Source organism: Bradyrhizobium sp. JR4.1 (assembly GCF_040548605.1).
Lineage (GTDB): Bacteria > Pseudomonadota > Alphaproteobacteria > Rhizobiales > Xanthobacteraceae > Bradyrhizobium > Bradyrhizobium canariense.
In genome coordinates this window covers 1-22,965 of sequence record NZ_JBEPRY010000033.1, presented here as the reverse complement: position 1 = coordinate 22,965, position 22,965 = coordinate 1, and the positions used below count along the sequence as shown (strand labels likewise).

The 22,965-nt window shown below is 63.9% G+C and carries 22 protein-coding genes; 15 read left to right on the top strand and 7 right to left on the bottom strand.

The window, feature by feature from the left end; translation table 11 throughout:
- Positions 1-3: 3 nt before the first annotated feature.
- From ABIB90_RS37140 to ABIB90_RS37075, 14 genes are read left to right on the top strand one after another with little or no spacing between them, the layout of a single operon-like run.
- Complete coding sequence (locus ABIB90_RS37140; protein ID WP_354171388.1) at positions 4-837, top strand: phosphoenolpyruvate hydrolase family protein; 834 nt, start codon at positions 4-6, stop codon at positions 835-837.
- Between the two features lie 25 nt (positions 838-862).
- On the top strand, positions 863-3,766 hold the full coding sequence (locus ABIB90_RS37135) for a flotillin family protein (RefSeq protein WP_219684405.1): 2,904 nt from the start codon (positions 863-865) through the stop codon (positions 3,764-3,766).
- Positions 3,767-3,775: 9 nt separating this feature from the next.
- Positions 3,776-4,213 carry an SRPBCC family protein gene (locus ABIB90_RS37130; RefSeq protein ID WP_007593021.1) on the top strand — a complete coding sequence of 146 codons (438 nt, stop codon included), beginning with the start codon at positions 3,776-3,778 and terminating at the stop codon, positions 4,211-4,213.
- Between the two features lie 5 nt (positions 4,214-4,218).
- The gene (locus ABIB90_RS37125) at positions 4,219-4,668 is read left to right on the top strand and encodes an SRPBCC family protein (protein ID WP_354171391.1); all 450 of its coding nucleotides are present in this window, start codon (positions 4,219-4,221) and stop codon (positions 4,666-4,668) included.
- Complete coding sequence (locus tag ABIB90_RS37120; protein ID WP_354171393.1) at positions 4,665-5,483, top strand: FAD binding domain-containing protein; 819 nt, start codon at positions 4,665-4,667, stop codon at positions 5,481-5,483. Before ABIB90_RS37125 ends, ABIB90_RS37120 begins: the two co-directional genes overlap by 4 nt.
- Before the next feature lie 5 nt (positions 5,484-5,488).
- A complete protein-coding gene (locus ABIB90_RS37115) occupies positions 5,489-5,965 on the top strand; it encodes a (2Fe-2S)-binding protein (RefSeq protein ID WP_007593025.1) in 477 nt (158 codons plus the stop codon).
- Between the two features lie 11 nt (positions 5,966-5,976).
- On the top strand, positions 5,977-7,566 hold the full coding sequence (locus ABIB90_RS37110; protein WP_354171395.1) for a xanthine dehydrogenase family protein molybdopterin-binding subunit: 1,590 nt from the start codon (positions 5,977-5,979) through the stop codon (positions 7,564-7,566).
- Between the two features lies 1 nt (position 7,567).
- A complete protein-coding gene (locus ABIB90_RS37105; protein WP_354171397.1) occupies positions 7,568-8,590 on the top strand; it encodes a xanthine dehydrogenase family protein molybdopterin-binding subunit in 1,023 nt (340 codons plus the stop codon).
- A 7-nt stretch (positions 8,591-8,597) separates the two neighbouring features.
- Positions 8,598-9,479, top strand: a complete 882-nt coding sequence (locus ABIB90_RS37100) for an AAA family ATPase (RefSeq protein WP_027569309.1) — start codon at positions 8,598-8,600, stop codon at positions 9,477-9,479.
- Positions 9,476-10,597, top strand: a complete 1,122-nt coding sequence (locus ABIB90_RS37095; protein ID WP_354171400.1) for a vWA domain-containing protein — start codon at positions 9,476-9,478, stop codon at positions 10,595-10,597. Before ABIB90_RS37100 ends, ABIB90_RS37095 begins: the two co-directional genes overlap by 4 nt.
- Positions 10,594-11,478, top strand: coding sequence for an amidohydrolase family protein (locus tag ABIB90_RS37090; RefSeq protein WP_354171402.1), 885 nt, complete (start codon positions 10,594-10,596; stop codon positions 11,476-11,478). The genes ABIB90_RS37095 and ABIB90_RS37090 overlap by 4 nt, the downstream gene beginning before the upstream one ends.
- A gap of 41 nt (positions 11,479-11,519) precedes the next feature.
- Positions 11,520-12,368 (top strand): MBL fold metallo-hydrolase, encoded by an 849-nt coding sequence (locus tag ABIB90_RS37085; protein WP_354171404.1) that lies wholly within the window; start codon positions 11,520-11,522, stop codon positions 12,366-12,368.
- A 17-nt stretch (positions 12,369-12,385) separates the two neighbouring features.
- Positions 12,386-13,960, top strand: coding sequence for an isochorismatase family protein (locus ABIB90_RS37080; RefSeq protein ID WP_354171406.1), 1,575 nt, complete (start codon positions 12,386-12,388; stop codon positions 13,958-13,960).
- Between the two features lie 3 nt (positions 13,961-13,963).
- Positions 13,964-14,590, top strand: a complete 627-nt coding sequence (locus tag ABIB90_RS37075) for an FMN-dependent NADH-azoreductase (RefSeq protein ID WP_354171408.1) — start codon at positions 13,964-13,966, stop codon at positions 14,588-14,590.
- A gap of 24 nt (positions 14,591-14,614) precedes the next feature.
- On the opposite strand, the gene ABIB90_RS37070 is transcribed toward ABIB90_RS37075, so the two are convergent.
- Genes ABIB90_RS37070 through ABIB90_RS37045 form a run of 6 tightly spaced genes read right to left on the bottom strand, consistent with a single transcriptional unit; the run spans position 14,615 to position 20,480 of the window.
- A complete protein-coding gene (locus ABIB90_RS37070) occupies positions 14,615-15,664 on the bottom strand; it encodes a LacI family DNA-binding transcriptional regulator (protein ID WP_354171410.1) in 1,050 nt (349 codons plus the stop codon).
- Complete coding sequence (locus ABIB90_RS37065; RefSeq protein ID WP_219684414.1) at positions 15,661-16,305, bottom strand: ThuA domain-containing protein; 645 nt, start codon at positions 16,303-16,305, stop codon at positions 15,661-15,663. Before ABIB90_RS37065 ends, ABIB90_RS37070 begins: the two co-directional genes overlap by 4 nt.
- A gap of 10 nt (positions 16,306-16,315) precedes the next feature.
- On the bottom strand, positions 16,316-17,413 hold the full coding sequence (locus ABIB90_RS37060) for a Gfo/Idh/MocA family protein (protein ID WP_354171413.1): 1,098 nt from the start codon (positions 17,411-17,413) through the stop codon (positions 16,316-16,318).
- A gap of 22 nt (positions 17,414-17,435) precedes the next feature.
- Positions 17,436-18,284 carry a carbohydrate ABC transporter permease gene (locus tag ABIB90_RS37055; protein ID WP_219684416.1) on the bottom strand — a complete coding sequence of 283 codons (849 nt, stop codon included), beginning with the start codon at positions 18,282-18,284 and terminating at the stop codon, positions 17,436-17,438.
- Positions 18,277-19,218: a carbohydrate ABC transporter permease gene (locus ABIB90_RS37050; protein ID WP_502917062.1), complete on the bottom strand. Its 942-nt coding sequence runs from the start codon at positions 19,216-19,218 to the stop codon at positions 18,277-18,279. The genes ABIB90_RS37055 and ABIB90_RS37050 overlap by 8 nt, the downstream gene beginning before the upstream one ends.
- 2 nt (positions 19,219-19,220) lie before the next feature.
- Positions 19,221-20,480, bottom strand: coding sequence for an extracellular solute-binding protein (locus ABIB90_RS37045; protein ID WP_007593046.1), 1,260 nt, complete (start codon positions 20,478-20,480; stop codon positions 19,221-19,223).
- Between the two features lie 164 nt (positions 20,481-20,644).
- Between ABIB90_RS37045 and ABIB90_RS37040 the strand changes: the two genes are divergently transcribed.
- Entirely contained in the window at positions 20,645-21,403 is a 759-nt protein-coding gene (locus tag ABIB90_RS37040) for an SDR family NAD(P)-dependent oxidoreductase (RefSeq protein ID WP_007593048.1), read from the top strand.
- A gap of 34 nt (positions 21,404-21,437) precedes the next feature.
- Here the strand turns inward: ABIB90_RS37040 and ABIB90_RS37035 are convergent, their stop codons facing one another.
- Entirely contained in the window at positions 21,438-22,586 is a 1,149-nt protein-coding gene (locus tag ABIB90_RS37035; protein ID WP_007593050.1) for an ABC transporter substrate-binding protein, read from the bottom strand.
- Positions 22,587-22,965 lie beyond the last annotated feature (379 nt).

Genomic DNA, 22,965 nt, shown 5'->3' with positions numbered 1-22,965 from the left:
CCGATGGCACGGTTTGAACGCGCTGCACTGTTGAAGCGCTTCCGCGACATGGCAAGGCGCCGCGAGCCGATCGTCGGCGGCGGCGCCGGCACCGGCCTTTCGGCCAAATGCGAGGAGGCTGGCGGTGTCGACCTCATCGTCATCTACAATTCCGGCCGCTACCGCATGGCTGGCCGAGGCTCACTCGCGGGATTGATGGCTTACGGCGACGCCAACGCCATCGTGCTGGAGATGGCGGGCGAAGTGCTGCCCGTCGTCTCCAGGACGCCAGTGCTCGCCGGCGTCAATGGCACGGATCCGTTCCGCGACATGGATCTTTTCCTGGACCAATTGAAAGCGCTCGGCTTCGCCGGCGTGCAGAACTTTCCGACCGTCGGCCTTATCGACGGCGTGTTCCGCGCCAATCTCGAAGAGACCGGCATGTCCTATGCGCTCGAGATCGACATGATCGCAAAGGCGCGCGAGAAGGACCTGCTGACGACGCCCTACGTCTTTAGCGAGAAGGAAGCTGCCGCGATGGCGATCGCGGGCGCGGATATCATCGTCTGTCATCTGGGCCTGACGACCGGGGGCACCATCGGCGCGCAGACAGCGCTCAAGCTGACGGATTGCCCAGCGCACATCGACACCTGGGCCTCTGCCGCACTCGGCGTCAATCCGGACATTCTGGTGCTCGCTCATGGCGGACCGATCTCCGATCCGGACGATGCCGATTTCATCATGAGGAACACACGCAATTGCCACGGCTTCTACGGCGCCTCCTCGATGGAACGGCTTCCGGTCGAGCGGGCACTGACGGATCAGGTTCGCAAATTCAAGACTATCGGCGCGCGATAACGCCGAAAGGTCGAGGGAGAGAAACATGTCAGGGACTCTGGTCGGTGAATTGATCCTCTGGCTGATCGTCGCCGTCGTGGTGATCGTGGTCGGCGTCTACATCGTGAACTGGCTCTATCACCGCTCGTCCAAGGAGACCTCATTCGTCCGGACCGGCCTGCTCGGCGAGCGCGTCGTGATCAACGGCGGCGCCTTCGTGCTGCCGTTCATCCACGACTACACGCCGGTCAACATGAACGTGCAGCCGATGGGCATCGTTCGCTCCCGCCAGGACGCCGTAATCACCCGTGACCGCATGCGCGTCGACATCGAGGCCGATTTTTATGTCCGCGTGCAGGCGACCCGCGAAGCCGTGTCTATCGCGGCCGCCACGCTCGGCCGCCGCACCATGGAGCCCGAACAGCTCCACGCCCTCCTCGCCGGCAAATTCATCTCCGCCATTCGTTCCGTTGCCTCGGAGATGACCCTCGAGCAGATGCACGAACAGCGCGGCGAGTACGTCGCCCGCCTCAAGGCAAACGCGGCAGAGGCCCTCGCCCAGAACGGACTCGAGCTGGAGTCAGTCGCGATCACCGATCTGGACCAGACCGATCTCGAATTCTTCAACCCCTCGAACCGCTTCGACGCCGAAGGTCTGACCCGCCTGATGGAGGACATCGAGGCCAAGCGCAAGCTGCGCAACGACATCGAGCAAGATTCGATGATCAAGATCCGCTCTCGCAACCTGGAGGCCGAGCGGCAGGCTCTCGAGATCGAACGCGAAAGCGAGACGGCGCGCCTCGAACAGGAACGTGACATCGAGATGCGCCGCGCCCTGCAACGCACCGAGGTCGCGCGCGAGCGGGCCCTGCGCGAGACCGAAGCCGAGCAGGCGCAGATTTCCGCCCGTGAAACCATCGAGAAGGCCCGCATCGCCAACGATCAGGCGATCGCCGAGGCCCGCATCGCCTCGGAGCGTGAGACCCGTCAGCGGGAGATCGAGCGCACCCGCACCATCGAGGAGAAGGAGCTGCTCGCACGGGAGGAAATCGAGAAGACCCGGATCGCCAACCAGCGTTCGATCGATACCAGCCGCATCGCCTCCGAGCGCGAGGTGCGCCAGCGCGAAATCGAGCGGATGCAGACCATCGAGGAAGCTGAGATCACCGCCCGCGAGGCGATCGAGAAAGCGCGTATCCAGCAGGACCGCGTCGTGACGGACGCCCGCATCGCCAACGAAGAGGAGACCCGGCGCCGCGAGATCGACCGGACGCGCGCCGTGGACGAAGCCGAGATCGCTGCCCGCGAGACGACCGAAAAGGCCCGCATCGCCCAGACCATGATTGTCAATGTCGAGCGCATCGCATCCGATGAGCGCACCCGTGCGCTGGAGATCCAGCAGGTGCGTAACATCCAGGAAGCCGAGATTGAGGCGCAGCGTGCGGTCGAGGCGGCGCGTATCGACCGCGAGCATAGGCTCGCCGTCGAGCGCATCGCGGTCGAGCAGAATACCCGGCAGTTGGAGATCGAACGCAATCAGACGCTGGAAGTCGCAGAGGTCACGGCACGCGAGGCCACGGAAGCTGCCCGCATCACCCAACAAGAACGCGTTCGGTCGCTGGAAATCGCCCGCAACCGCGCCGTCGAGGAAGCCGACATCGCCTCACGCGAAGCCATCGAAGCCGCGCGGATCGCGCAGGAGAAGTCTGTTGCAGCCGAGCGTATTCAGGCGGAGCGTGACACACGCGCGCTCGAGATCGAGCGCACAGCCGTGCTCGAGGCGGCCGAGCTGAAGCGGCGCGACACCATCGAGCGGCAGCGCATCGGCGTCGATCTCGCGCTCGAAACCGAGCGCATCACGTCCTCCAGGAAGCGCGAAGTCCTCAACATCGAGCACAAGAAGGCGATCGAGATCGCGGATGAGGACCGGGTCATCGCGCTCTCGACCAAGAAGTCCGAGCGCATCGACGCCGACCGCCAGGTCAGGCAGGCCGAGATTGTCGCGCGCAAGGAGGTCGAGACCACGGACGTCTCGCGCGAGCATGCGCTGGAGGCGGCGCGAATCGAACGTCGCCGTTCGATCGAACAGCTCGAAGTCGCTCGCGTCCAGTCGCTGCAGGAAGCCGAAATTGCCGCGCGTGAAGAGGTCGAGCGCTCCCGCATTGCCTCCGATCGCGGCCTCGACGAGGCCCGCATCGGCCGCGAGCGCGAGCTGCGCAAGCTTGAAATCAATCGTGAGAAGGAGGTCGAGACCGTTCTGATGGAGAAGGCGATTGCCATCCACCTGAAGTCGTTGGAGGAATCCGCGGCCAAGACCTCGGCCGAGGAGGCGCGGGTGCATGCCACTGAGGCTACCGAGCGCGTCATTACCGCGCGCGAGAGCGAGATCGCGAAGCGTCGCAAGACCGTGGAGATCCTGATCGCCGAGAAGCAGGCCGAGGAGACGCGAATTGCCGCGGAAGCGGAACGGATCCGCGCCGCGGTCGAGGCCGAGGCGCAGCGTATGCTCAACGAGGCCGAGAACGTGCTGACGGACCAGGCGCGCTACTCGCTGTTCCGTAGAAAGCTGCTCGACCGCATCGAGGGCATCGTCCGTGAGAGCGTCAAGCCGATGGAGAAGATCGAGGGCATCCGCATCCTCCAGGTCGACGGCCTCAACGGCAACGGCCATGGCGGCAATGGCGGCCGGAGCGCGACCGACGAGGTGATCGACTCGGCGCTGCGCTATCGCGTCCAGGCGCCGCTGATCGACTCGCTTCTTGCGGACATCGGCGTCGAAGGCGGCAGCCTCGCCAAGATGCCAGGCCTGATCCGAGAAGCTCGCGACATGCAGGGCATCAAGGACTCCGCGCGCAAGGGCGGCGGCGGCGGCGAGAAGCCGACCGCTGCGCCCTCGCCTTCGTCCGACGGCGAGCCGACCGCCGAGCGCAGCCCTCGGAAGAAGAGCTGAGGTCGCCCCATGGCCCGGGTCTATGTCTCAACCGTCGTCAACGCACGCAACGATCGCGTCTGGGCGCGGGTACGCGACTTCAACGGTCTGCCGAACTGGCATCCCGCGATTGCGGAAAGCCGCATCGAGGGCGGCGAGCCATCCGACAAGATCGGCTGCGTCAGGGATTTTCGCCTGCGCAACGGCGATCGTATCCGGGAAAAGCTGCTCGGCCTGTCCGATTACGACATGTTCTGCACCTATTCGATCCTCGAATCCCCGATGGGGGTCGAGGACTACGTCGCGACGCTTCGGCTGACGCCGGTCACGGATGGCGACCAGACCTTCATGGAATGGACCGCCGAGTTCGACTGCGCACCCGAGCGGGAGGCGGAGCTCGTCGCGAATATCGGCGGCGGCGTGTTCCAGGGCGGCTTCGACGCCCTCAAGCGCCAGTTCGGAGGCTGAGCGCCGTGCCGCATATCGTCAAGAGCACGATCCTGGATGCGCCGACCGGCTCCGTGTGGGCCGTGCTGCGCGACTTCAACGGGCACGATCGCTGGCATCCGGCGGTCGCGACCTCCACGATCGAGCGCGCGCAGGCTTCGGACAAGATCGGTTGTGTCAGGCGCTTCAAGCTGCAGGACGGCTCGGAGCTGCGCGAGCAATTGCTGATGCTGTCGGATCTGGAGCAGACCTTCAGCTATTGCCTGCTCGATACGCCGGTCCCGATGTTCAACTACGTGGCCCACGTCCGCCTGCTGCCCGTCACGGACGGCGACCGCACCTTCTGGCACTGGGAATCCCGCTTCTCGACACGGCCGGGGGACAAGGACCGGATCACCCACATGGTCGCGGAAGACATCTACCAGGCGGGATTCGACGCGATCCGCCGGCACCTCAAGGAGGCTGTGTCAACATGACTGTGACGGTGAAGACCTTCACGAGTTCGAGCGAGGCCGCCGCTGCGCTGTCGTCCGATCGCAACGCGCGCTATCTCGGCGGCGGCACGCTGGTGATGCGTGCACTGAACGAAGGCGACATCTCGATCTCAACCGTCGTGCGCGCCAATGACCAAGCCTTGACGCGGATCGACCCCTCCGGCCCACGGATCACGCTGGGTGCTGGCGTGACTTTCGCCAGGATTCTGGCCGAGCGCGACCTCGCTTTCCTGCACGCCCCTGCCCGCTCGATCGGCGGTCCGGCAGTGCGCAACATGGGTACGGTGGGCGGCAATCTGTTCGCGCCCAACCCCTATGGCGATTTCACCGTCGCCATGCTTGCGCTCGATGCCACCGTAGCCCTGCAAGGCGGCTTTGGATCGCGCGACATTCCAATTGAGGAGTTCTTGCAGTCACGTGAAAGGCAGGCGGGTGCGCTCGTGCTGTCGGTGTCGTGCACGCGACCGACCAACGCGGAGGCTTTTCGCTACCGCAAGATCGCACGGATCAAGCCCAAAGGGGGCGCGGTCATCACGCTCGCCGCGCATCTGCCTATCAGTGGCGGACGGATCGCCGGGGCGCGAATTGCATTGGGATCGATGGCGCCGACGCAAATACGTGCGCGGGCGGCCGAACGCGCCCTGGAAGGCCGCGCGCTCGATGCCGCAACGGTAGCGGCCGCAGCCTCCGCAGCCGCGGAAGGAACATCGCCGTCCGACAACGCGCTCGGCAGCGCCTGGTACCGCCGCGAGATCGTCGGCGTCCATCTGCGTCGTCTTCTCTTGGGTCAGGAATAGATCGTATGGCCAAGACTGCCCTGCAATTTCGTCACAACGGCAGCGATGTCGCCATTTTCGTCGATGGTGGCACCAACCTGCTCGTCGCGCTTCGCGAATTGATCGGCGACATGACGCCGAAGTTCGGTTGCGGCCAGGGGGGCTGCGGCACCTGCAGTGTCCTGATCGACGGCGAGCTTCATCTCTCCTGTCTGACGCTGGCCGAGACCGTTGCCGGCCGCTCCGTCGAGACGCTGGATAGCCTGAAGCAGGGACCGAACCTCCATCCGCTGCAGCGCGCCTTCGCCGAGAATTTTGCTGCCCAGTGCGGCTATTGCACGCCGGGCATGCTGATGGCTGCCAAGGCATTGCTTGATCGCAATCCCTCCCCGAGCCGCGCCGAGATCGTCGAGGCGATCTCCGGCAACATCTGCCGCTGCACCGGCTACGAGCCGATCATCAACGCCATTCTGGCCGCCTCCGGCGGCCGGGTGAGCGCCTGAAGGACCAGATCATGCTGGAACTGCGCAAAGACATTTTCGCCGACGAGCGCGACGATAATCTCAACGAGATCGGCAAGGGCACACAGCGTCAGGACATGCTCGGCCATGTCACGGGGACGTCGAGCTATTTCAACGACCACAAGCTCCAGGGCATGCTGCACCTGAAGGTCGTCCGCTCGACCCATTCGCATGCAAAGATCCGGCGGATCGACACAGCGGACGCGGATCGCTCAGCCGGCGTGCGCCGGATCATCCGCGGCTCCGACGTGCCCCGTAATCTCAACACACTTTTGAGCCTGATCAATTTCGGCAAGGACGACGAGCCGTCGCTCGCTGTCGACAAAGTTCGCTACAAGGGTGAGCCGATCCTGGCCATCGTCGCCGACAGCGAGCGCGAGGCGTTCGAGGCGATCGCAAAGGTGCGGATCGACTACGAGCCGTTGCCGACGGTGTTCGACGTAGAAGATGCGTTGAAGGCCGGCGCGCCGGTCGTCAACGACACCTATCCGAAGAATGCCTTCATTTATCACGACACATACGACCACCAGAAACTCCGCTTCGGCGACGCCGATGCCGCACTCGCGACCGCCGATCACGTGCTCGAACAGCGCTACCAGATGTCGCCTATCGAGCACGCGCCGACCGAAACCAACGGGTCGATCGCGGCGCCCGACACCAACGGCCGCTATGTCGTCTATACCTCGACCCAGGCGTTGTTCTTCTCGGTCGACACCTGCGCCAAGATTCTCGACGTCCCCTCGAACACCTTCCATTTCATTGGCGGCACCGTCGGCGGCGGCTTTGGCGGCAAGGTGGACACGCTGACCGAACCTTTGTGCATCCTGGGTGCGATGCTGACGGGACGTCCGGTACGCTACGTGTTCGGACGCGAAGAAGAGATGCAATACGGCCCGCCGCGCGGCGCCGAGCGCATCTACATCAAGGACGGCGTGATGCGCGACGGCCGCGTCGTCGCGCGGAAAGTCCGCGCATATTTCGACAGCGGCGCATATACGCGGCTCTCCAGTTATGCAGCGGTGAAATGCGCAGCCCACCTGCCGGGACCCTACACCATCCCGAACGTCTATGGCGACGTCTACTGCGTCTTCACCAACCGTACGCCGGCAACCGCGATGCGCGGCTTCGGCGTCACCGCCATGGATTTTGCGATCGAGTGCCAGATGGACAAGCTCGCGAACCTCGTCGGCATGGATCCGATGGAGTTTCGCATCCTCAATGCCTATCGCGACGGCGACATGAAGGCGCACCGGCGCGAGGCCAAGAACACGGCGCTGATTGAGTGCGTCCAGGTAGCCGCCGAGAAAGCCAAATGGCCGATCCGCGACGAGTTCAAGCGTGCCTCCTCCCGCAAGGACGGAGGCGGCAGCCGCGCCGTCATCCCGCGGACGCCTGCCGACACCAACGCGCGGACAACCGCGCCGGCGCCGCAGCGCACGAGCTATGATCGACTGCCGACCGCCGCGTTGCGCGAACCGCCGCGCGAGCCCCCACCGCCCTCCCCGCCGCAGCCACCGCGACCGGCATCGCCCTCGCATGGGGCGGGTCGATTCTCATCCGTGTTCGGCACCAGGAGACGTTGAGATGACCCGACATCGCGGACGCGGCATCGCGTCGGTCAATTATCCCATCGGCATGAACCTCGGCGGCGATCCCAGCCAAGCCCTGGTCCATTCCAACCCAAGCGGCAAATTCACCGTAGCGCTGTCGTCGATTGATCTCGGCCAAGGCATGAAGTCGGTCACGCGGCAAATCTGCGCAGAGACGCTCGGCGTGCCCGTCGAGGACGTCTATGTCGACACAGCCGATTCCGATACCGGTCCGCATTGCATGGGCTCGTTCGCCTCGCGCGGCACCCACCGCGTCGGCAATGCCGTGATGGCGGCAGCGCGCGAGGCGCGCGGCGTGATGATGGAGGCCGCCGCAGAGGAACTCGAGGTCAACGCCGCCGATCTCGAAACCGACGGGCGTGGCAACATCCACGTCAAGGGCGCGCCGCACCGCTCGATCTCCACCAAGGACGTCGCCATCGCCGCGCAGTTCAAACAGGGCAAGACCATCTCTGGCCGTGGCATCTTCCTGGTTCCTCTGTCCAATGTCGATCCGGAAACCGGCGAGATGTCGCCGGCGACCTGCTACGCCCATGCCTGTCTGGTCGCCGAGGTCGAGGTCGACGACGAGACCGGCGAGGTCACGATGATCCGCATGGACTCCGCCTATGAGCTCGGCCGTGCGCTCAACCCGCGCCTGGTCGAGCAACAGCTCGTCGGCGGCGCCTGGATGGGCGTCAGTCACGCGCTCTACGAGACCCCTGAACCCTATTATCCAGACCCTGTCCATGGCCCTCGCGACTTCGTCGAATATATCATGCCCGGTCCTGGCGACATCTGCCCGCACGACATCGCCGTGTTGGAACGCCCCGCTCCCGATGGTCCCTTCGGCGCCAAAGGCCCCGGGGAAATGTGCGCGAATCCGGTATTGCCGGCCGTTGCGAACGCCATCTTCAACGCCGTCGGCGTTCGCATCGACGATCTGCCGATTACGCCGGAGAAAGTGCTGCGCGCGATCAAGGCCGAGGGCGGCGCGCGCCCTCAGGCGCGGCGCTGAGGTCGCGATGGCCGTCCGCAGCAACATCGTCGGCATCGACAGCCCCGAGGCACTGGAGAAGGCGCTTCGGGCCGCCTATTACCTCGCCGACGAGGGGCTGGCGACCGCGGCCTATCTCGGGCTGGCGCTGGGCAAACCATTGCTGCTCGAGGGTGCGCCGGGCGTCGGCAAGACCGAAGCCGCCAAAGCCATCGCCGCCGTCCTCGGCCGCCGCCTGATCCGCCTGCAATGCTACGAAGGCATCGACGCATCCGCAGCACTCTACGAATGGAACTATCCGCGCCAGATGCTCGCCATCCGCCAGGCCGGCGATGAGAGCATCGACATCTACGGCGAAACCTTTCTGATCGAGCGACCGATGCTGGCGACACTGCGCGCGCCTGACTCGACTGTGCTGCTGATCGACGAAATCGATCGCGCCGACCAGGAATTCGAAGCCTTCCTGCTCGAGTTTCTGTCCGACTTTCAGATCTCGATCCCGGAGCGCGGCACGGTGCGCGCTTCTGAGCGCCCGGTCGTCGTCCTCACCTCAAACCGCACGCGGGATCTTCATGAAGCGTTGCGGAGGCGGTGCGTCTATCACTGGATCGACTATCCCTCGGCGGAGCGCGAAGCCCGCATCGTGATGATGCGGGCCTCCAGCGTCGCCGAGGGGACCGCGCGGGCCGTCGTCGCCGCCGTCGAGAAGCTGCGACGCGAGCCGCTCAGCAAGGCGCCCGGGATCGCCGAGGCCGTTGACTGGGCTGAGGCCGCCACGCTGCTGCACAAGGGCGGCGCACGGTGGCCCGATGCCTTCAGGCGCTCGATTGGCGTTGCCCTGAAAGACGAGGAGGATCTGCACTTCATTTCGCCGCGCCTCGACGCCCTGCTGGCGGAGGCCTCTGCATGAGCGCCGAACCCGAACTGCCGCGCGCTGCGCGTGTTTTCATCTCGTTCGTCAGCTTGTTGCGAACGAACAGGTTTGCCGTCGCACCGGAACAGACGACCTCGTTCCTCGCCGCGATCCAGTTGCTCGGTCCCCGCAGCCTGGAAGACATTCGGCAGGCGGCCCTTGCAACACTGGCCCCTCCACCGGAGCGTCGCGCAACGTTCGACCGGCTGTTCGATCTGCACTTTCGCGGAAACGAGGCAATCGAGCGCGTCGATGACGGCGAGGACGACGAGACAGTTCGGCTCCAAGAGGAGGTCCGTGGAAACGACGAGCCACTGTTGTCGGACGAAGCCAATGAGTCCGGTCTCGCAGCTGCGCGCGCCGAAGCGCTGGTCGAGCGCCGCTTTGCGCAGCTCTCAACCACCGATGCGCTGCGCCAGATGTCCCGCGAGGCGCCCAGGCGCCTGCCGAAGCGGCGCGGCCATCGCCGCATGCGGGCTCGCAGCGGACCCTACGCGGATTTGCGCCGCACCTTACGCGACTCCGTTCGCAGCGACGGCGAAATCCTCCGGCTGGGACGTTTGAAGCGGCGGCACCGCCCACGCAAGGTGTTGCTTCTGATTGACGTCTCCGGCTCGATGAAGACGCGCACCGAAGAGAATATGAAGTTCGCGCACACGCTGGTGCAGGCGGCACCCAATGTCGAGGTCTTCACCTTCGGCACGCGGCTGACCCGCATCACCCGCCCGTTGCGTCTCAAGCGCCGCGAGCAGGCGCTCAAGGCCGCGGCCTATGCGGTCAGCGACTGGGACGGCGGCACCCGGATCGGCGAGGCGCTTCAGGCCTTTCTCGCCGTGCCCCGCTTTGGCGGATACGCGCGAGGAGCTGCCGTGATCATTATTTCCGACGGCCTGGAGCGGGGCGAACCCGACGCGCTGCGCGATGCGGTCGAGAAACTATCGCGCCGTGCGTGGCGCGTGAGCTGGCTGACGCCGCTCGCGGCCGGTCCCGGCTTTCGGCCGCAGACCGAAGCGCTGGTCGCGATCGAGCGCTTCGTCGACGACCTGGCCGATGGTGGATCGAGCGCGTCGATCGTCGCGCATGTGCTGGCGCTGGGACAGAGGAGAGTTGCGTGACGGACATCGTCGATGGGCACCATCATATCTGGCGCCAGGCTGACCTGCCCTGGCTGGTCGGTCCGATGCAGCCGCGCATCTTCGGTCCATACGAGCCGATCCGGCGCGATTACCCGATCGGGGAATATCTCCGCGACCTCGAAGGCAGCGGCGTCACCCGCTCAGTCTATGTCCAGACCAACTGGGCCAATGACCGCTTCGAGGAAGAGGCCGCCTGGGTGCAGCAGACCGCCGAGGAGCACGGCTGGCCGCATGCCATCGTAGCTTACGCCGACTTTTCAGTGGATGACGTGCGTCCACAGCTCGATCGCCTGAAGCGCTATGCCCTCGTACGCGGCGTTCGCATGCAACTGCATTGGCACGAGAACCCGCTTTATCGCTTCGCCGCGCGGCCGGATCTCTGCACCGATCCCATGATCCAGCGCAACATCGCCCGCCTTGCGGATTATGGCTGGAGCTTTGACCTTCAGGTGTTCACGCCGCAGATTCCGGACGCCGCGCGCCTTGTGGAATCTTGCCCGAAGGTGACCTTTATCCTCCAGCACGCCGGCATGCTGGAGGACCTTTCACCCCCAGGCCGCGCTGCGTGGCGCGCCGGCATGGCCCGCCTCGCCGCATGCCCGAACATCGTGTCGAAACTGTCGGGGCTCGGAACCTTCATCCACCGCAACGACCCCGCGCATATCGCGTCCGTCCTGACCGATACGATTGCGATCTTCGGCGCCGAACGCTGCCTGTTCGGCTCGAATTTTCCGATCGAGAAATTGTGGACCAACTACCGCGAGTTGATTGATGCGTTCCGTGTCGCCGCGGCGCCGCTACGCGATGATCAGCGCGAAGCCGTTTTCAGAACCACTGCCATGCGCGTCTATCGGCTCTGAGCGCCGAGGAAACAACGAGAACGGACACAGGGAGGGACGGAATGCCGCTGGAGATCAAGATTCTGGACTATGGCGATATTGAGCTGGAATCGAGCTTTTTGGTTCTCGGCCGCGATTGCGGCCGCACCCGCCGCGTCCTCACCCTCGGTTTCCTGATCCTCGGCGGCAAGGATCCGGTGGTGGTCGATACGGGTTACCGCTCCAACCAGATCATGGAAACGCTGGGCATGCGCGGCCTGCAGTATCACGAGCACATGATCGAAAACCAGCTTGCACGGCACGGCGTGCGGATGGGCGATGTGCGCTTCGTCTGCCACACCCATCTGCACATCGACCACGCCGGCAAGGACGATCTGTTTCCGATGAACACGACTGTCGTCCTCAACCGTCGGGAGCTTGAATACTCCGTGTCCGGCCTGATGCATCCGCAATATCCGGCGCCGGATATTAAGCATCTGATCGACCGTCTGCACACCAAGAGTGCCCTGCGCTTTCTCGACCTTGAGATCACAGGTCCCATCGAGCTGATGCCGGGCGTCTACTGCGACGCTGCGAATGCGCATACCGAGGGCTCGATGAACATCATCGTCGAAACCGCCGACGGCATCGCCACGATCTGCGGCGACGTCATCTATGATTTCAACGACCAGATCGTGACGCCCTTCAACGAGATCCACGACTGGGAGCCGCGCACCACCGGCAATCACGGCACCACCAAGCGCGCCGAGAAGGCCGCCATCAAGAAGCTGCTCAGCAATTCGCGATATCTGCTGCCGGTCCATGACCGTCCCGCCAAGATCGAAGGTGGCAACGTCGTCGGCCGACTCCACGACCAGGTGCCTGGGCCGGTCGTGCAGTCCCTGCCCCAGCGCAACTGGTTTCCAGCTTAGACGCCAGAGGATGGATGATGACGCACGTCACCTTACGCTCCGAATTCGAGACCCTGATTGACCCCTACGCACCAGTCGCGCAGATCGGCACCGGTTTTGACTTCACGGAGGGACCGATCTGGCATCCGGTCGATCATTATCTGCTGTTCTCGGACATGCCGGCCGACGTGCGTCGGCGCTGGGATGCGCGGCGAGGCGTCGCCGAGGTCAAGCGTCCCTCGAACAAATGCAACGGCATGACCTATGACGCCGAACTCAATTTGATCGTTTGCGAGCACGCGACGTCGTCATTGATCCGCGAGCGGCCGGATGGGCGGCGCGAGGTGCTGGCCTCGCACTTTGGGGGACAGGAGCTCAACAGTCCCAATGACGTCTGCGTGCACTCCTCGGGCGCGATCTATTTCTCGGATCCCTGGTATGGCCGCATGCCGGTCTATGGCGTCGAGCGGCCAAGGCAGCTCGGTTTCCAGGGCGTTTATCGCGTGGTGCCCGGCGCCGAGCCGAAGCTCGTCGTGGACCGCAATCTGTTCGACCAGCCGAACGGGCTGTGCTTCTCGCCCGACGAGAAACTGCTCTATGTCAACGACACCGTGCAGGCACTGATCCGCGTATTCGATGTCAACGGCGACGGCTCGCTGTCGAGTGCGCGTGTGTTCGCGAGCGGCATCCGCTCCGAGCTCGAGCCCGGCTTGCCCGACGGCATGAAGTGCGACCAGCACGGCAACATCTGGGTCACGGCACCCGGCGGCGTGTGGGTCTATTCGCCGCGCAGCGAGCTGCTCGGCAAGCTCCGCCTGCCCGAGCTTGTCGCCAACCTTACCTGGGGCGGGCCGGATTTCCGCAGGCTGTACCTGACTTCGACGCACTCGGTCTATGCCATTCCCACCAAGGTCGGACCGCGCCACGAGCCCTATATGAGCGGCAAGCGAGGCGGCGGCACAGCGGCGGCCGGCTCTGCTTCCGCTGCACCCGTCCTCGCCGACGGCGAGATGCAGCTCGACCCGCGACGCTGCGCCATGATCATCCAGGACCTCCAGAACGACGTCATCATGGACGGTGGCGCCTTTGCCGATTCCGGCGCGCCCGGGCATGCGCGCCAGCAGCATGTCGTCGAGAACGTCCGCCGCGTGGCCGAAACCGCGCGGGCGCGCGGCGTCGCCGTCATCCATGTCTGGTTCGTCGTTGAGCCCGGCGCGCCCGGCGTGACTCTGAATGCGCCACTGTTCGAGGGTCTCGTCGACAGCAAAGCGATGGTGCGCGGAAGCTGGGGCGCGGCACCGGTTTCAGGTCTCGAACCACGGCCCGGCGATTTCGTGGTCGAGAAGGTGCGAATGAGCGCCTGGGAAGGCACGAAGCTCGAAACGATCCTGAGAGCCACCGGTCGCGACATGATCATCAACACCGGCGCCTGGACCAACATGTCGGTCGAGCACACGGCGCGGACCGGTGCCGACAAGGGCTACTTCATGATCGTTCCTGAGGATTGCTGCTCGACCATGAACGCCGATTGGCACGCCGCGTCGATCAACTTCGCCATGCAGAACGTCGCCGTCGTGACCAGGGCCGATGCGGTCATCAAAGCGCTGGGATGAGCGGTGGCGAAGCTCCTGCACCTGTCCTGCTCGCCCCGCGACGACTCCTGGTCAAGCGCCGGCGCCCGCGTTTTCCTCGATGGCTTTCGCCAAGCTCGGCCCGATTGGGACGTGGACGTCATGGATCTCTGGCGCGAGCGCCTGCCGGAGTTTTCAGGCCCTATTGTCGAGGCCAAATATGCACGGATGAAGGCGCAGGCCTTTAACGACGCGCAGCGGGACAGCTTCGCGGAGGCCGAGCGGATGGCGGTGCGCTTGGCGCTTGCCGAGCGGGTGTTGATTTCCACGCCCATGTGGAATTTCGGCATTCCCTATAAGCTCAAGCAATGGTTCGACGTCATCGTCCAGCCCGGGCTCACCTTCCGGTTCGATCCGTCGCTGGGGTATGTCCCGTTGCTGAAGGACCGGCCGACCATCGTCATCATTGCCAGTGGCAGCGATTTCGCCACTGGAATGAACCGCGGGCGCATCGACATGGCAACACCTTACCTGCGCGAAATTTTGCGTTTTGTCGGGATCAACAATGTCCGTTTCACTCCAATCGGACCAACCACCGGACCGCAACAGCCGATCGAGGCGGCCCGCGAACGCGCCCACCAACGTCTGGCCGCAATGGCCGCGAGCTTCTGATGCGCTCCGCAGGCGACTCAAAGGTTACGGCAGATTGTCCCGCAGAAAAATGTCGATGCGGATGCGCTCCTGGTCGGGGCTGATGGGCTCACCCGAACAATGCGCGAGCAGGACTCGCGCCGCAGACCGTGCCTCGTGGCCGGGATCCTGGTTGATGATAGCATCGAGCGCGCCGCGGACCAGGAAACGCCGTGTGTATTGAGTCAGCTCATGGGCAATCCAGACCACCTCGCGCGCGCGTCCCGAGGCCCCGAGCGCATCGGCGATGCCACGGTTGCCGGCGCCGCAGCAGTATATGCCGCGCAGATCGGGCTGGCGCGCGAGCAGTGCCGCAGTGAGCTCCCGCGTGCGCTCGCTGTCGTCGCGGCCCTCGATCACCGGCAGCGCGAGCAGGTTCGGATACTCGCTGGACAGGATCTGGTGGAAGCCGAATTGCCGCTCGGTGTGATCGCGCAGCGACAACGATCCCGCGATCACGGCCACCGTCCCCTCGCGACCAGTGAGGAACCGTCCCATCAGCGTTGCAGCGGTGCGGCCTGCCGCCGGGTTGTCGATGCCGACATAGTGCAGCCGGCGCGAGCTCGGCGCGTCCGACACAAGGGTCACCACAGCGACCCCGCGCGTGGTGAGTTCGTCGATCGCGGCGCGCACCCTGGGATGATCGAGCGCGATGACGGCGACGCCCTGATACACCGGCGAGAGATTTTCCAGTGCGGCAGCGAGTACGTCCGGATCGAACACGTCGACATGCAGGATATCAATGAAGCCGCGCTGGCCGGCGAGCCAGTCCGCGGTGCGCTGGACCTGCTCGGTCAGGTTGGTCATGAAGCTGTTGCTACCCGTCGGCAGCACAAAGGCAAAGCGGAACGTCTGCCCGCGGGCAAGCCGCGCGGCCGCGACGTCGGCTCGATAGCCGAGTTTTGCCACCGCGGCCTCGACCCGCGCGACGGTCTTGGCGCGCACGCCCTCGCGCCGGTTGACGACGCGGTCGACGGTGGCGAGCGAAACACCCGCCGTGCGCGCGACGTCCTCGAGCGTGGCACGAAGCACCGGCTGGGTCGCACCAGCATTCATTCGCGCGCCGCCCACAGCATGCCGCGGATCATCAACGTACGGATCTCCGGTACGTCGAGCTCGTAAGCGCGGTGGCCGAGCGAGGAATAGAACACCCTGCCCGCGCCGTATCGCTTCTTCCAGACCACGGGCATCACCACGCCCTCGATCCAGGGTGCGTGCTCGCCGGTGAAGGTCGTCGTCGCCAACACCTCGTTGGCGGGGTCGACATGCATGTAGTACTGCTCGGAACGATGCTCGAAACTCTTCAGGCCCTTCATGATGGGATCATCCGGCTTCGTCAAGTCGACCTTGTAGTCGATGATGTTGCCGGGATGCGCAACCCACTGCCCGCCGCACAGGAATTGGTAGTCGACAGAATCGCGGAAAGCGTCGCCCATGCCGCCATGATGGCCGGCGAGCCCGACGCCGCTACGGACCGCAGCGCAGAGATTGAGCGCTTCCGCCTTCTCGATCTTCGACATGGTGTAGATCGGGATGATCAGTGACAGGTCGTGAATCGCGGGATCGGCGAACGCGGCGGTGGTGGTTTCGATCCGCACCTCGAAGCCTTCAGCCTTCAGCCAGCCCCGGATCATCGAAGCACAGAGATCGGGATCGTGCCCCGGCCAACCGCCCCATACAATCATTGCCTTGCGCATGGTCATTCCCTCAGTCGATCTGTCCGGTTTCACGCCCGGCCGGCAGCATCGCCGGCCGTTCGACGCAGCTCTCGATCTTGACGCGTCGCCCTTCGTCGGCAGAGGTCTGGAACGCTTCCATCACCTCCAGCACGTGGAACGCGAGCGCACCGCTGGCACGATGCGGCCGGTTGTTCAGGATCGCGGAGGCCATGTCGGCGACACCGATGGAACGGAACTCGCCGTCGACATGACCGTGGGTCAGCGGCACCGGCTCCCACTCGCCGCCGGTCTTCGCGACCTGCACCTCGCCGCCGAAGCGGTTCGGGTCCGGTACCAGCATGCTGCCCTTGTCGCCATAGATCTCGATCGGCGCATGTCGGTGCATGGGCACATCAAAGCTCATCGCGATCGAGACGACCGCCCCGCTCTCGAATTCGAGCGTGCCGGCGACATGGGTCGAAACTTCGACCGGGATCAGCGTTCCGTTCATCGGCTGACTGGTGACCAACCGCTCGGATTTCGGACGCGCCGTCGAGCCCATCACGCTCGCCACCGGGCCGAGCAGTTGCACGAGATCGGTGATGTAGTACGGGCCCATGTCAAGCATAGGCCCGCCGCCGCGCAAATAGTAGAAACCCGGCGCCGGATGCCAGCGCTCATGGCCGGGGCAGCCAAAGAACGCGCTACCGGCCACAGGCCTGCCGATCGCACCATCGTCGATCAACTTGCGCGCCGTCTGGTGCCCCCCGCCGAGGAACGTATCAGGCGCGCAGCCGACACGAAGACCCTTTTGCGCGGCGAGCTCCATCACCTTGCGGGCTTCCGTGACGTTGATGCCGAGCGGCTTCTCGGAGTGAACGTGCTTGCCGGCGTTCAGCACCGCCAGGCTGACGTCGGTGTGGGCGAGTGGCACGGTGAGATTGATGACGATCTCAACGTCGTCCCGCTTGAGCAGTTGATCAACCCGCATCGCCGGCAGCCCGAAGGCGGCGCCTTGCCGCTCTGCGATGTCGCTGCGCATATCGGCGAGCGCCTTGATTTCCATGACCGGGAAGCGCTGGGCCGCCTTCAGATAAGCGGTGCTGATATTGCCGCAGCCGATGATGCCGATACCGACTTTTCTCATTGTGATCTCCGTGAGGTGCCGTTCATCCCTTGACCGCGCCGGCAGTGAGGCCTGCGACGATGTGTTTCTGCGCGAGAAGGAAGATAATGATCGTCGGCAGGATGGTCAGTGTGATGAAGGCCAGGATCAGATGCCACTCGGACGAATACTCGCCCTGATAAACCATGATGCCGAGCGGCCAGGGATAGAGCGCGTCCGTGTTGAGCATCACCAGCGGCAACAGATAGGCGTTCCAGCTGTTGACGAAGGTGATGGTACCGACGGTCGCCAGGATCGGCCGCGACAACGGCAACGTCACATAGCGGAAGAATTTGATATAGCTGCAGCCGTCGACCAGCGCGGCTTCCAGCAGTTCGTACGGGATGTCCTTGAAGAAGCGCCGCAGCAGCAACACGCTCATCGCAAGACCGAAGGCCGCTTGCGGCAGGGCAACGCCAAAATATGTATCGAGCAATCCGAGATCGCGCACCTTGATGAAGAGCGGCAGCACCGCTGTCGCCGCCGGAAACAGCAGGCCCAGCGTCAGGTAGCTCAGCAGCATCGAGCTGCCGAAGAACCTGATATGGGCAAAGGTGAACGCCGCCATCGAGGCGACGATCAGGGTTAGGGCCACCGTGAGGGTCGAGATGATCAGCGAGTTGCGCAAGAGCTGCCAGTAACGCGCCGAGAACAGGATATCAGCATAGTTCTGCCACTCCCAGTGACGTGGCAGGCCGAACGGATTGACGCGCAATTCGCCGAGTGATTTGAAGCCACCGAACAAGGTCGCGAGCAGCGGCACCAGTACGATGATGGCAACGACGGCGAGGAACACCAGCTTGAACAGCATTGCGGGATCGAACGGCGCGCGGATGATCCTGGCGTTACTCATCGCGCATGAACCATCGCTTGTACGTGAAGGCAAAGGTCACACAGATCGCAAACAAAATGACACCGATGGCGCTGCCGTAGCCGACTCGCATGCGCGAGATGCCGTTGTTGTAGAGAAAGCTCACCATCGTGTTCGAGGAGTCCGCTGGCCCCCCGCGCGTCAGCGGCATGACGAGGTCGAACAGCTGCAGCGAGCCGACGATGGCGAAGAACACGGAGAGCCTTATCGTCGGATAGAGCAAGGGAACGACCACATGTCGCAGGGCTTGCGATCGGGTCGCGCCGTCGATGCGTGCCGCCTCGACCAGGCTCTTGTCGAGACTCTGGAGCGCTGCGATGAAAAGCATCATGTGGAAGCCAAAGTACTTCCAGACGATCACGATCAGCACCGCCAGCATCGCCGTATCGGTCGAAGCCAGCAGATGCGGAGGCTCGGCGCCGAAGCTGCGCCAGATCGAAGCCACAAGGCCGTAGTCGCCGTCATAGACGAAGCTGAAGATCAACCCGGTCGCGATCTCCGCCAGGATATAGGGCATGAAGAACAGCATGCGCAGCGCCACCGCCCCTCGAAAGCGCTCGGCGAGCATCAAGGCCAGCGTGAGCGCGAGCGGCAGCTGGATGGCGAGCGAAACAGCGATAATCAGCCCGTTGTTACGCAGCGCGAGCCAGAAGGCGCGGGTCTCCAGCACGAAGCGGTAATTGTCCAAGCCAATCCAGTTGGTGGGCCTGCCGAACCCGTTCCAATTGAAGCCCGAATACCAGGCTGCTTCGCCGATCGGCAGCACAACGAACAACGTGAACAACAGCAGCGCCGGCGGCAGGAACAGGATGAGCACCGTCAGCCTGCCGTCCCAAACCGGGCCACGGACCCTGACTTGCGGTACCATCTCGCCAGCAGCACCGATCGCCGACACGCTCGCGGTCCGCCGCGCCACCGTCAGTTGCCCTGCTTCCACGCCGCCTCGATTGCCTTGGCAGCCTCTTGCGGGCTCATGCTGCCGCCGGCGATCTCGGCCGTGACGTCGTTGACGACGCGGCCGACCGACGGACCCAGGCTCTGGTCATAGAAGTTCTGGTGGTAGTTCGAATTCGCCAGATTGGCGGCGATCAGCTTCATGAAGCTGTTGTTCAGCCCTGCGTCCGCGCCCTGCACCACCGGGATGATGAAGTTGCCGGCGGCAAGCCGCGTCTGCACCTCTTTGGAGACGAAGTATTTCAGGAAATCGACGGCTTCCTTCGGCGAGCCTTTCGTAATCAGCCAACCGGTGATGCCGCCGAGCGTATCGGTGGGCGCACCCTTGCCGCCGGTCACGACCGGGAAGTCGAACCAGCACATCTTGTCCTCGGTCAATCCGACCTTGTCGGCGGCGAGAGCGCGTTGCAGATGATAGACCGTGCTGATCGCGAGCGTCATCGCCGCCTTGCCGTCCCCGAAATAGCCGACCGCCTGCGGGTTCTTGAAACCAAGGAAGCCATTCTGGAACGGCTGGAGATCGACGAGCTGCTTGAACAGCTCGCCGGATTTCTGGAAGGTTTCCCCGGAAAAGCCGCCGTTCTCGCCGCGCAGCGCCGCATCGAACGCCGCCTTGCCGCCGATGCGCACAGCAAGATGGGTCCAGTAGAAGTGCAGTGGCCATTTATCGGCGCCGCCGACCACGATCGGGGTCACGCCGGCGGATTTCAACGCCTTCACGGCAGCAAGCAGATCGTCCCAGCTCTTGATCCCGGCAGGATCGACCTTCCCCTTGGCCATCAGCTCCTTGTTGCAGAGGAAGCCGACCTGCGAGAGCGCCGTGGGCAGACCATAAACGCGGCCGTTGCGGGTGAAGGCGGCGAGCGCCGCCGGCGTGAGACTGTCGCTGTAGCCCTTCACAGAATCGGTGATGTCGTCGAGCACGCCGGCCTCGATCTGCGTCTTCAGGACACCGCCCGCCCAGCTGTAGATGATGTTGGGCCGGTCTTTGGATTGGAGGATGGTCGGCAGCTTGGCCTTGTAGGCCTCGTTCTCGAGGAACTGCATCTCGACCTTGACGCCCGGATGCGACCCCTCAAAGGCGCGCGCAACCTCTTCCCAGATTTTGACCTGGGCCGGGTTGGCCTCGATGTGCAGCCACTTCACCGTCGTATCGGCCGCAGCGAGTTTCGCTCCGAGCAGGCATGCGACAACGGCCAGTCCCAGTTTCCCGAGCAGTCTCATCACATTCCTCCCAACGGCTTTTATTCTTTGGTGCAATCCTGCCTTCGATTTTTGAGGTACGCAACTAAAATTCTGATCTATGCACCTCACGAAGGAGGTCGTTAAGGTGAGCGCGAGAATCGGGCGGCGCGTCGCGCTGCCCCAACGCAAATCGAGGGATATCCATGGCTGCCGTTTATTCCGACCTCGCCGGCAAGGTCGTTCTCGTCACCGGGGGCGCATCCGGAATTGGCGCTGCGATCGTGCGGCGCTTCGCACAGCAGAAATCCAATGTCGTGTTCTTCGACATCAAAGTCGACGAGGGCCAATCCCTGGCACGCGAGCTGTCGGATCAAGGTCTTAGCGCGCGTTTCATGCGTGTCGATTTGACCGATATCGCCGCGTTGCGTGCCGGTGTCGCGGAGGCGCGCAACGTGCACGGCGCGATCAACATCCTCGTCAACAATGCCGCACATGACGAGCGGCACAGCACCGAGGAAATGACACCGGAATATTGGGACAACCGTGTCGCGGTCAACTTGAAGCACCAGTTCTTTGCTGCGCAGGCCGTGTTGCCGGACATGAAGGCGGCGAATGCCGGCGCGATCATCAATTTCGGTTCGGTATCGTGGATCGCCGGACAAGGCGGCATGGCCGCCTACACCGCCAGCAAATCAGGCGTCATCGGTCTCACGCGCTCCCTGGCGCGCGATTATGGCGCCTACAACATCCGCGTGAACGCGATAGCGCCGGGATGGATCATGACCGAGCGCCAGCTCGATAAATGGATGACGCCACAGGGCGAGGTCGAGCTGATGCAACGACAATGCCTGAAGCGCAAGCTTATGCCGGACGAGATCGCGAAGTTCACCATCTTCCTCGCTTCCGACGAGGCTTCCGCCTGTACAGCCCAGCACTACATCGTCGATGGAGGCTGGGTCTGAGGCGGAGCAGGCCAGATCGTGCATTGGCGCGCCGCTACTTTGCCAGGCGGAACTTCCCGCCTTCGACCTTGATCAGGAAGGCCGAGCGCTCATCATAGCCGTTGTGATCGGCCTTGCTCATGTTCGACAGCCCATTGTTGAGATAGATGTTCTGCCCTCGCTCGAGTGCGTCCCGCAGGGCCGCGCGAAATTCGATTGTGCCAGGCTTTGCCATCTTCAGCGCATCCGGCGAAGCTTTTCCGATCAGCGCGACGACATCCCAGAGGTGAGCAGCGAACATGTTGGGCTTTTGCCCGTTTGCCGCTTCATACGCGGTCACGAACTCCTCCGTCGAGCGACGAAACGGATCTCCCGTGGGGAGGTCGGCGGCAATGGTAAAGGCCTCGCCCGCGAATACGGCACCTTCGACGTTCGCGCCACCAAGCTTGATGAATTCCTCACTGGCCACGCCGTGAGTCTGAAATATCTTCCCGGCGTATCCGCGCTCGCGGAGCGCCTGCTGCGGCAAGACCGCCGGAGTTCCCGCGGACGCGATGAAGACGGCATCCGGATTGGTCGACATCACCTTCAGCGCCTGACCGGTGACGCTGGTGTCGGCTCGCGCATAGACTTCGTGTGTGGTTACGGTCAGCCCCAGCGCGGGCGCGAGGCGGCTCACCTCCTTGTAGTAGCCCTCGCCGTAGCCATCCGAAACACCGATATAGCCGAGCGTCTTCACGCCTGAATTCGCGATATGCTTGAGGATGGCGGCCGCCATGAGGTCGTCATTGGGAACGACCTTGAAAGCCCAGGCGCGCTTCTCATCCATCGGTTGAACGATGGCGGTAGCGGCAGCGAGCGACAGCAGCGGCGTCTTCGATTCGAGCGCGACATCCAGCATCGGCATGGTCACCGGCGTCAGAGAGGAGCCGACCAGCACATCGACCTTGTCCTGGATCACCAGCCGGCGTGCGTTCTGGACCCCTTTTGTCGAATCCGACTCGTCGTCCAGGACGATATAGGTCACTTTCTCTCCACCGATCTCTTTCGGAAGAGCTGCAACCGTCTTGAGCTGCGGTTGTCCCAGTGCGGATCCCGGGCCACTTGCCGAAATCACAATTCCAATTTTGATGTCCGCGTGAGCCGCATTTCCATAAAGGACGCATGCCACAAGAAGCGAGGCTCGCGCGAAACCGATCTTCATCTCCTGTTCCTCCCTGTCCGCTTTGACGATTCCGCCGGCTGCGTCGGCGCCCCGGCTCGAGCTTGCAGTGCTCCCCACGACACCGTCGCCGCTCAAGAGGCATGTCGTCCGACATACGCGTTTCCTCCTGCGGTCCCGAGCAACCGGGCGGGCCATGCTAAGCGGATCGCAGCAACGTGTCTGTCCCTAGCGTTAGGGACAAGTCATCGGTGCCCGAACCGGAATATTGGGTTGGCGGACGCACCGCCGCGTTCTCGCGACGCGTTTCGCCCGAGCTTTGCTTGGTCATTCCACCCTCTTGTCCAAGAGGGCGCAGGGAAGGCCGGGTGCCGGCTGGCACCCGCGGTCCGCTGCGCGAAAAGCACACGCAGGAAAACCG

Bases quoted from the DNA above. Each gene is read 5' to 3' on its own strand.
- ABIB90_RS37040 (WP_007593048.1), top strand. From the start codon at position 20,645: ATGGCTGCCGTTTATTCCGACCTCGCCGGCAAGGTCGTTCTCGTCACC.
- ABIB90_RS37045 (WP_007593046.1), bottom strand. From the start codon at position 20,480: ATGAGACTGCTCGGGAAACTGGGACTGGCCGTTGTCGCATGCCTGCTC.
- ABIB90_RS37105 (WP_354171397.1), top strand. From the start codon at position 7,568: ATGACCCGACATCGCGGACGCGGCATCGCGTCGGTCAATTATCCCATC.
- ABIB90_RS37055 (WP_219684416.1), bottom strand. From the start codon at position 18,284: ATGAGTAACGCCAGGATCATCCGCGCGCCGTTCGATCCCGCAATGCTG.
- ABIB90_RS37110 (WP_354171395.1), top strand. From the start codon at position 5,977: ATGCTGGAACTGCGCAAAGACATTTTCGCCGACGAGCGCGACGATAAT.
- ABIB90_RS37135 (WP_219684405.1), top strand. From the start codon at position 863: ATGTCAGGGACTCTGGTCGGTGAATTGATCCTCTGGCTGATCGTCGCC.
- ABIB90_RS37120 (WP_354171393.1), top strand. From the start codon at position 4,665: ATGACTGTGACGGTGAAGACCTTCACGAGTTCGAGCGAGGCCGCCGCT.
- ABIB90_RS37035 (WP_007593050.1), bottom strand. From the start codon at position 22,586: ATGAAGATCGGTTTCGCGCGAGCCTCGCTTCTTGTGGCATGCGTCCTT.
- ABIB90_RS37100 (WP_027569309.1), top strand. From the start codon at position 8,598: ATGGCCGTCCGCAGCAACATCGTCGGCATCGACAGCCCCGAGGCACTG.
- ABIB90_RS37115 (WP_007593025.1), top strand. From the start codon at position 5,489: ATGGCCAAGACTGCCCTGCAATTTCGTCACAACGGCAGCGATGTCGCC.
- ABIB90_RS37060 (WP_354171413.1), bottom strand. From the start codon at position 17,413: ATGAGAAAAGTCGGTATCGGCATCATCGGCTGCGGCAATATCAGCACC.
- ABIB90_RS37130 (WP_007593021.1), top strand. From the start codon at position 3,776: ATGGCCCGGGTCTATGTCTCAACCGTCGTCAACGCACGCAACGATCGC.
- ABIB90_RS37085 (WP_354171404.1), top strand. From the start codon at position 11,520: ATGCCGCTGGAGATCAAGATTCTGGACTATGGCGATATTGAGCTGGAA.
- ABIB90_RS37140 (WP_354171388.1), top strand. From the start codon at position 4: ATGGCACGGTTTGAACGCGCTGCACTGTTGAAGCGCTTCCGCGACATG.
- ABIB90_RS37070 (WP_354171410.1), bottom strand. From the start codon at position 15,664: ATGAATGCTGGTGCGACCCAGCCGGTGCTTCGTGCCACGCTCGAGGAC.
- ABIB90_RS37080 (WP_354171406.1), top strand. From the start codon at position 12,386: ATGACGCACGTCACCTTACGCTCCGAATTCGAGACCCTGATTGACCCC.
- ABIB90_RS37095 (WP_354171400.1), top strand. From the start codon at position 9,476: ATGAGCGCCGAACCCGAACTGCCGCGCGCTGCGCGTGTTTTCATCTCG.
- ABIB90_RS37065 (WP_219684414.1), bottom strand. From the start codon at position 16,305: ATGCGCAAGGCAATGATTGTATGGGGCGGTTGGCCGGGGCACGATCCC.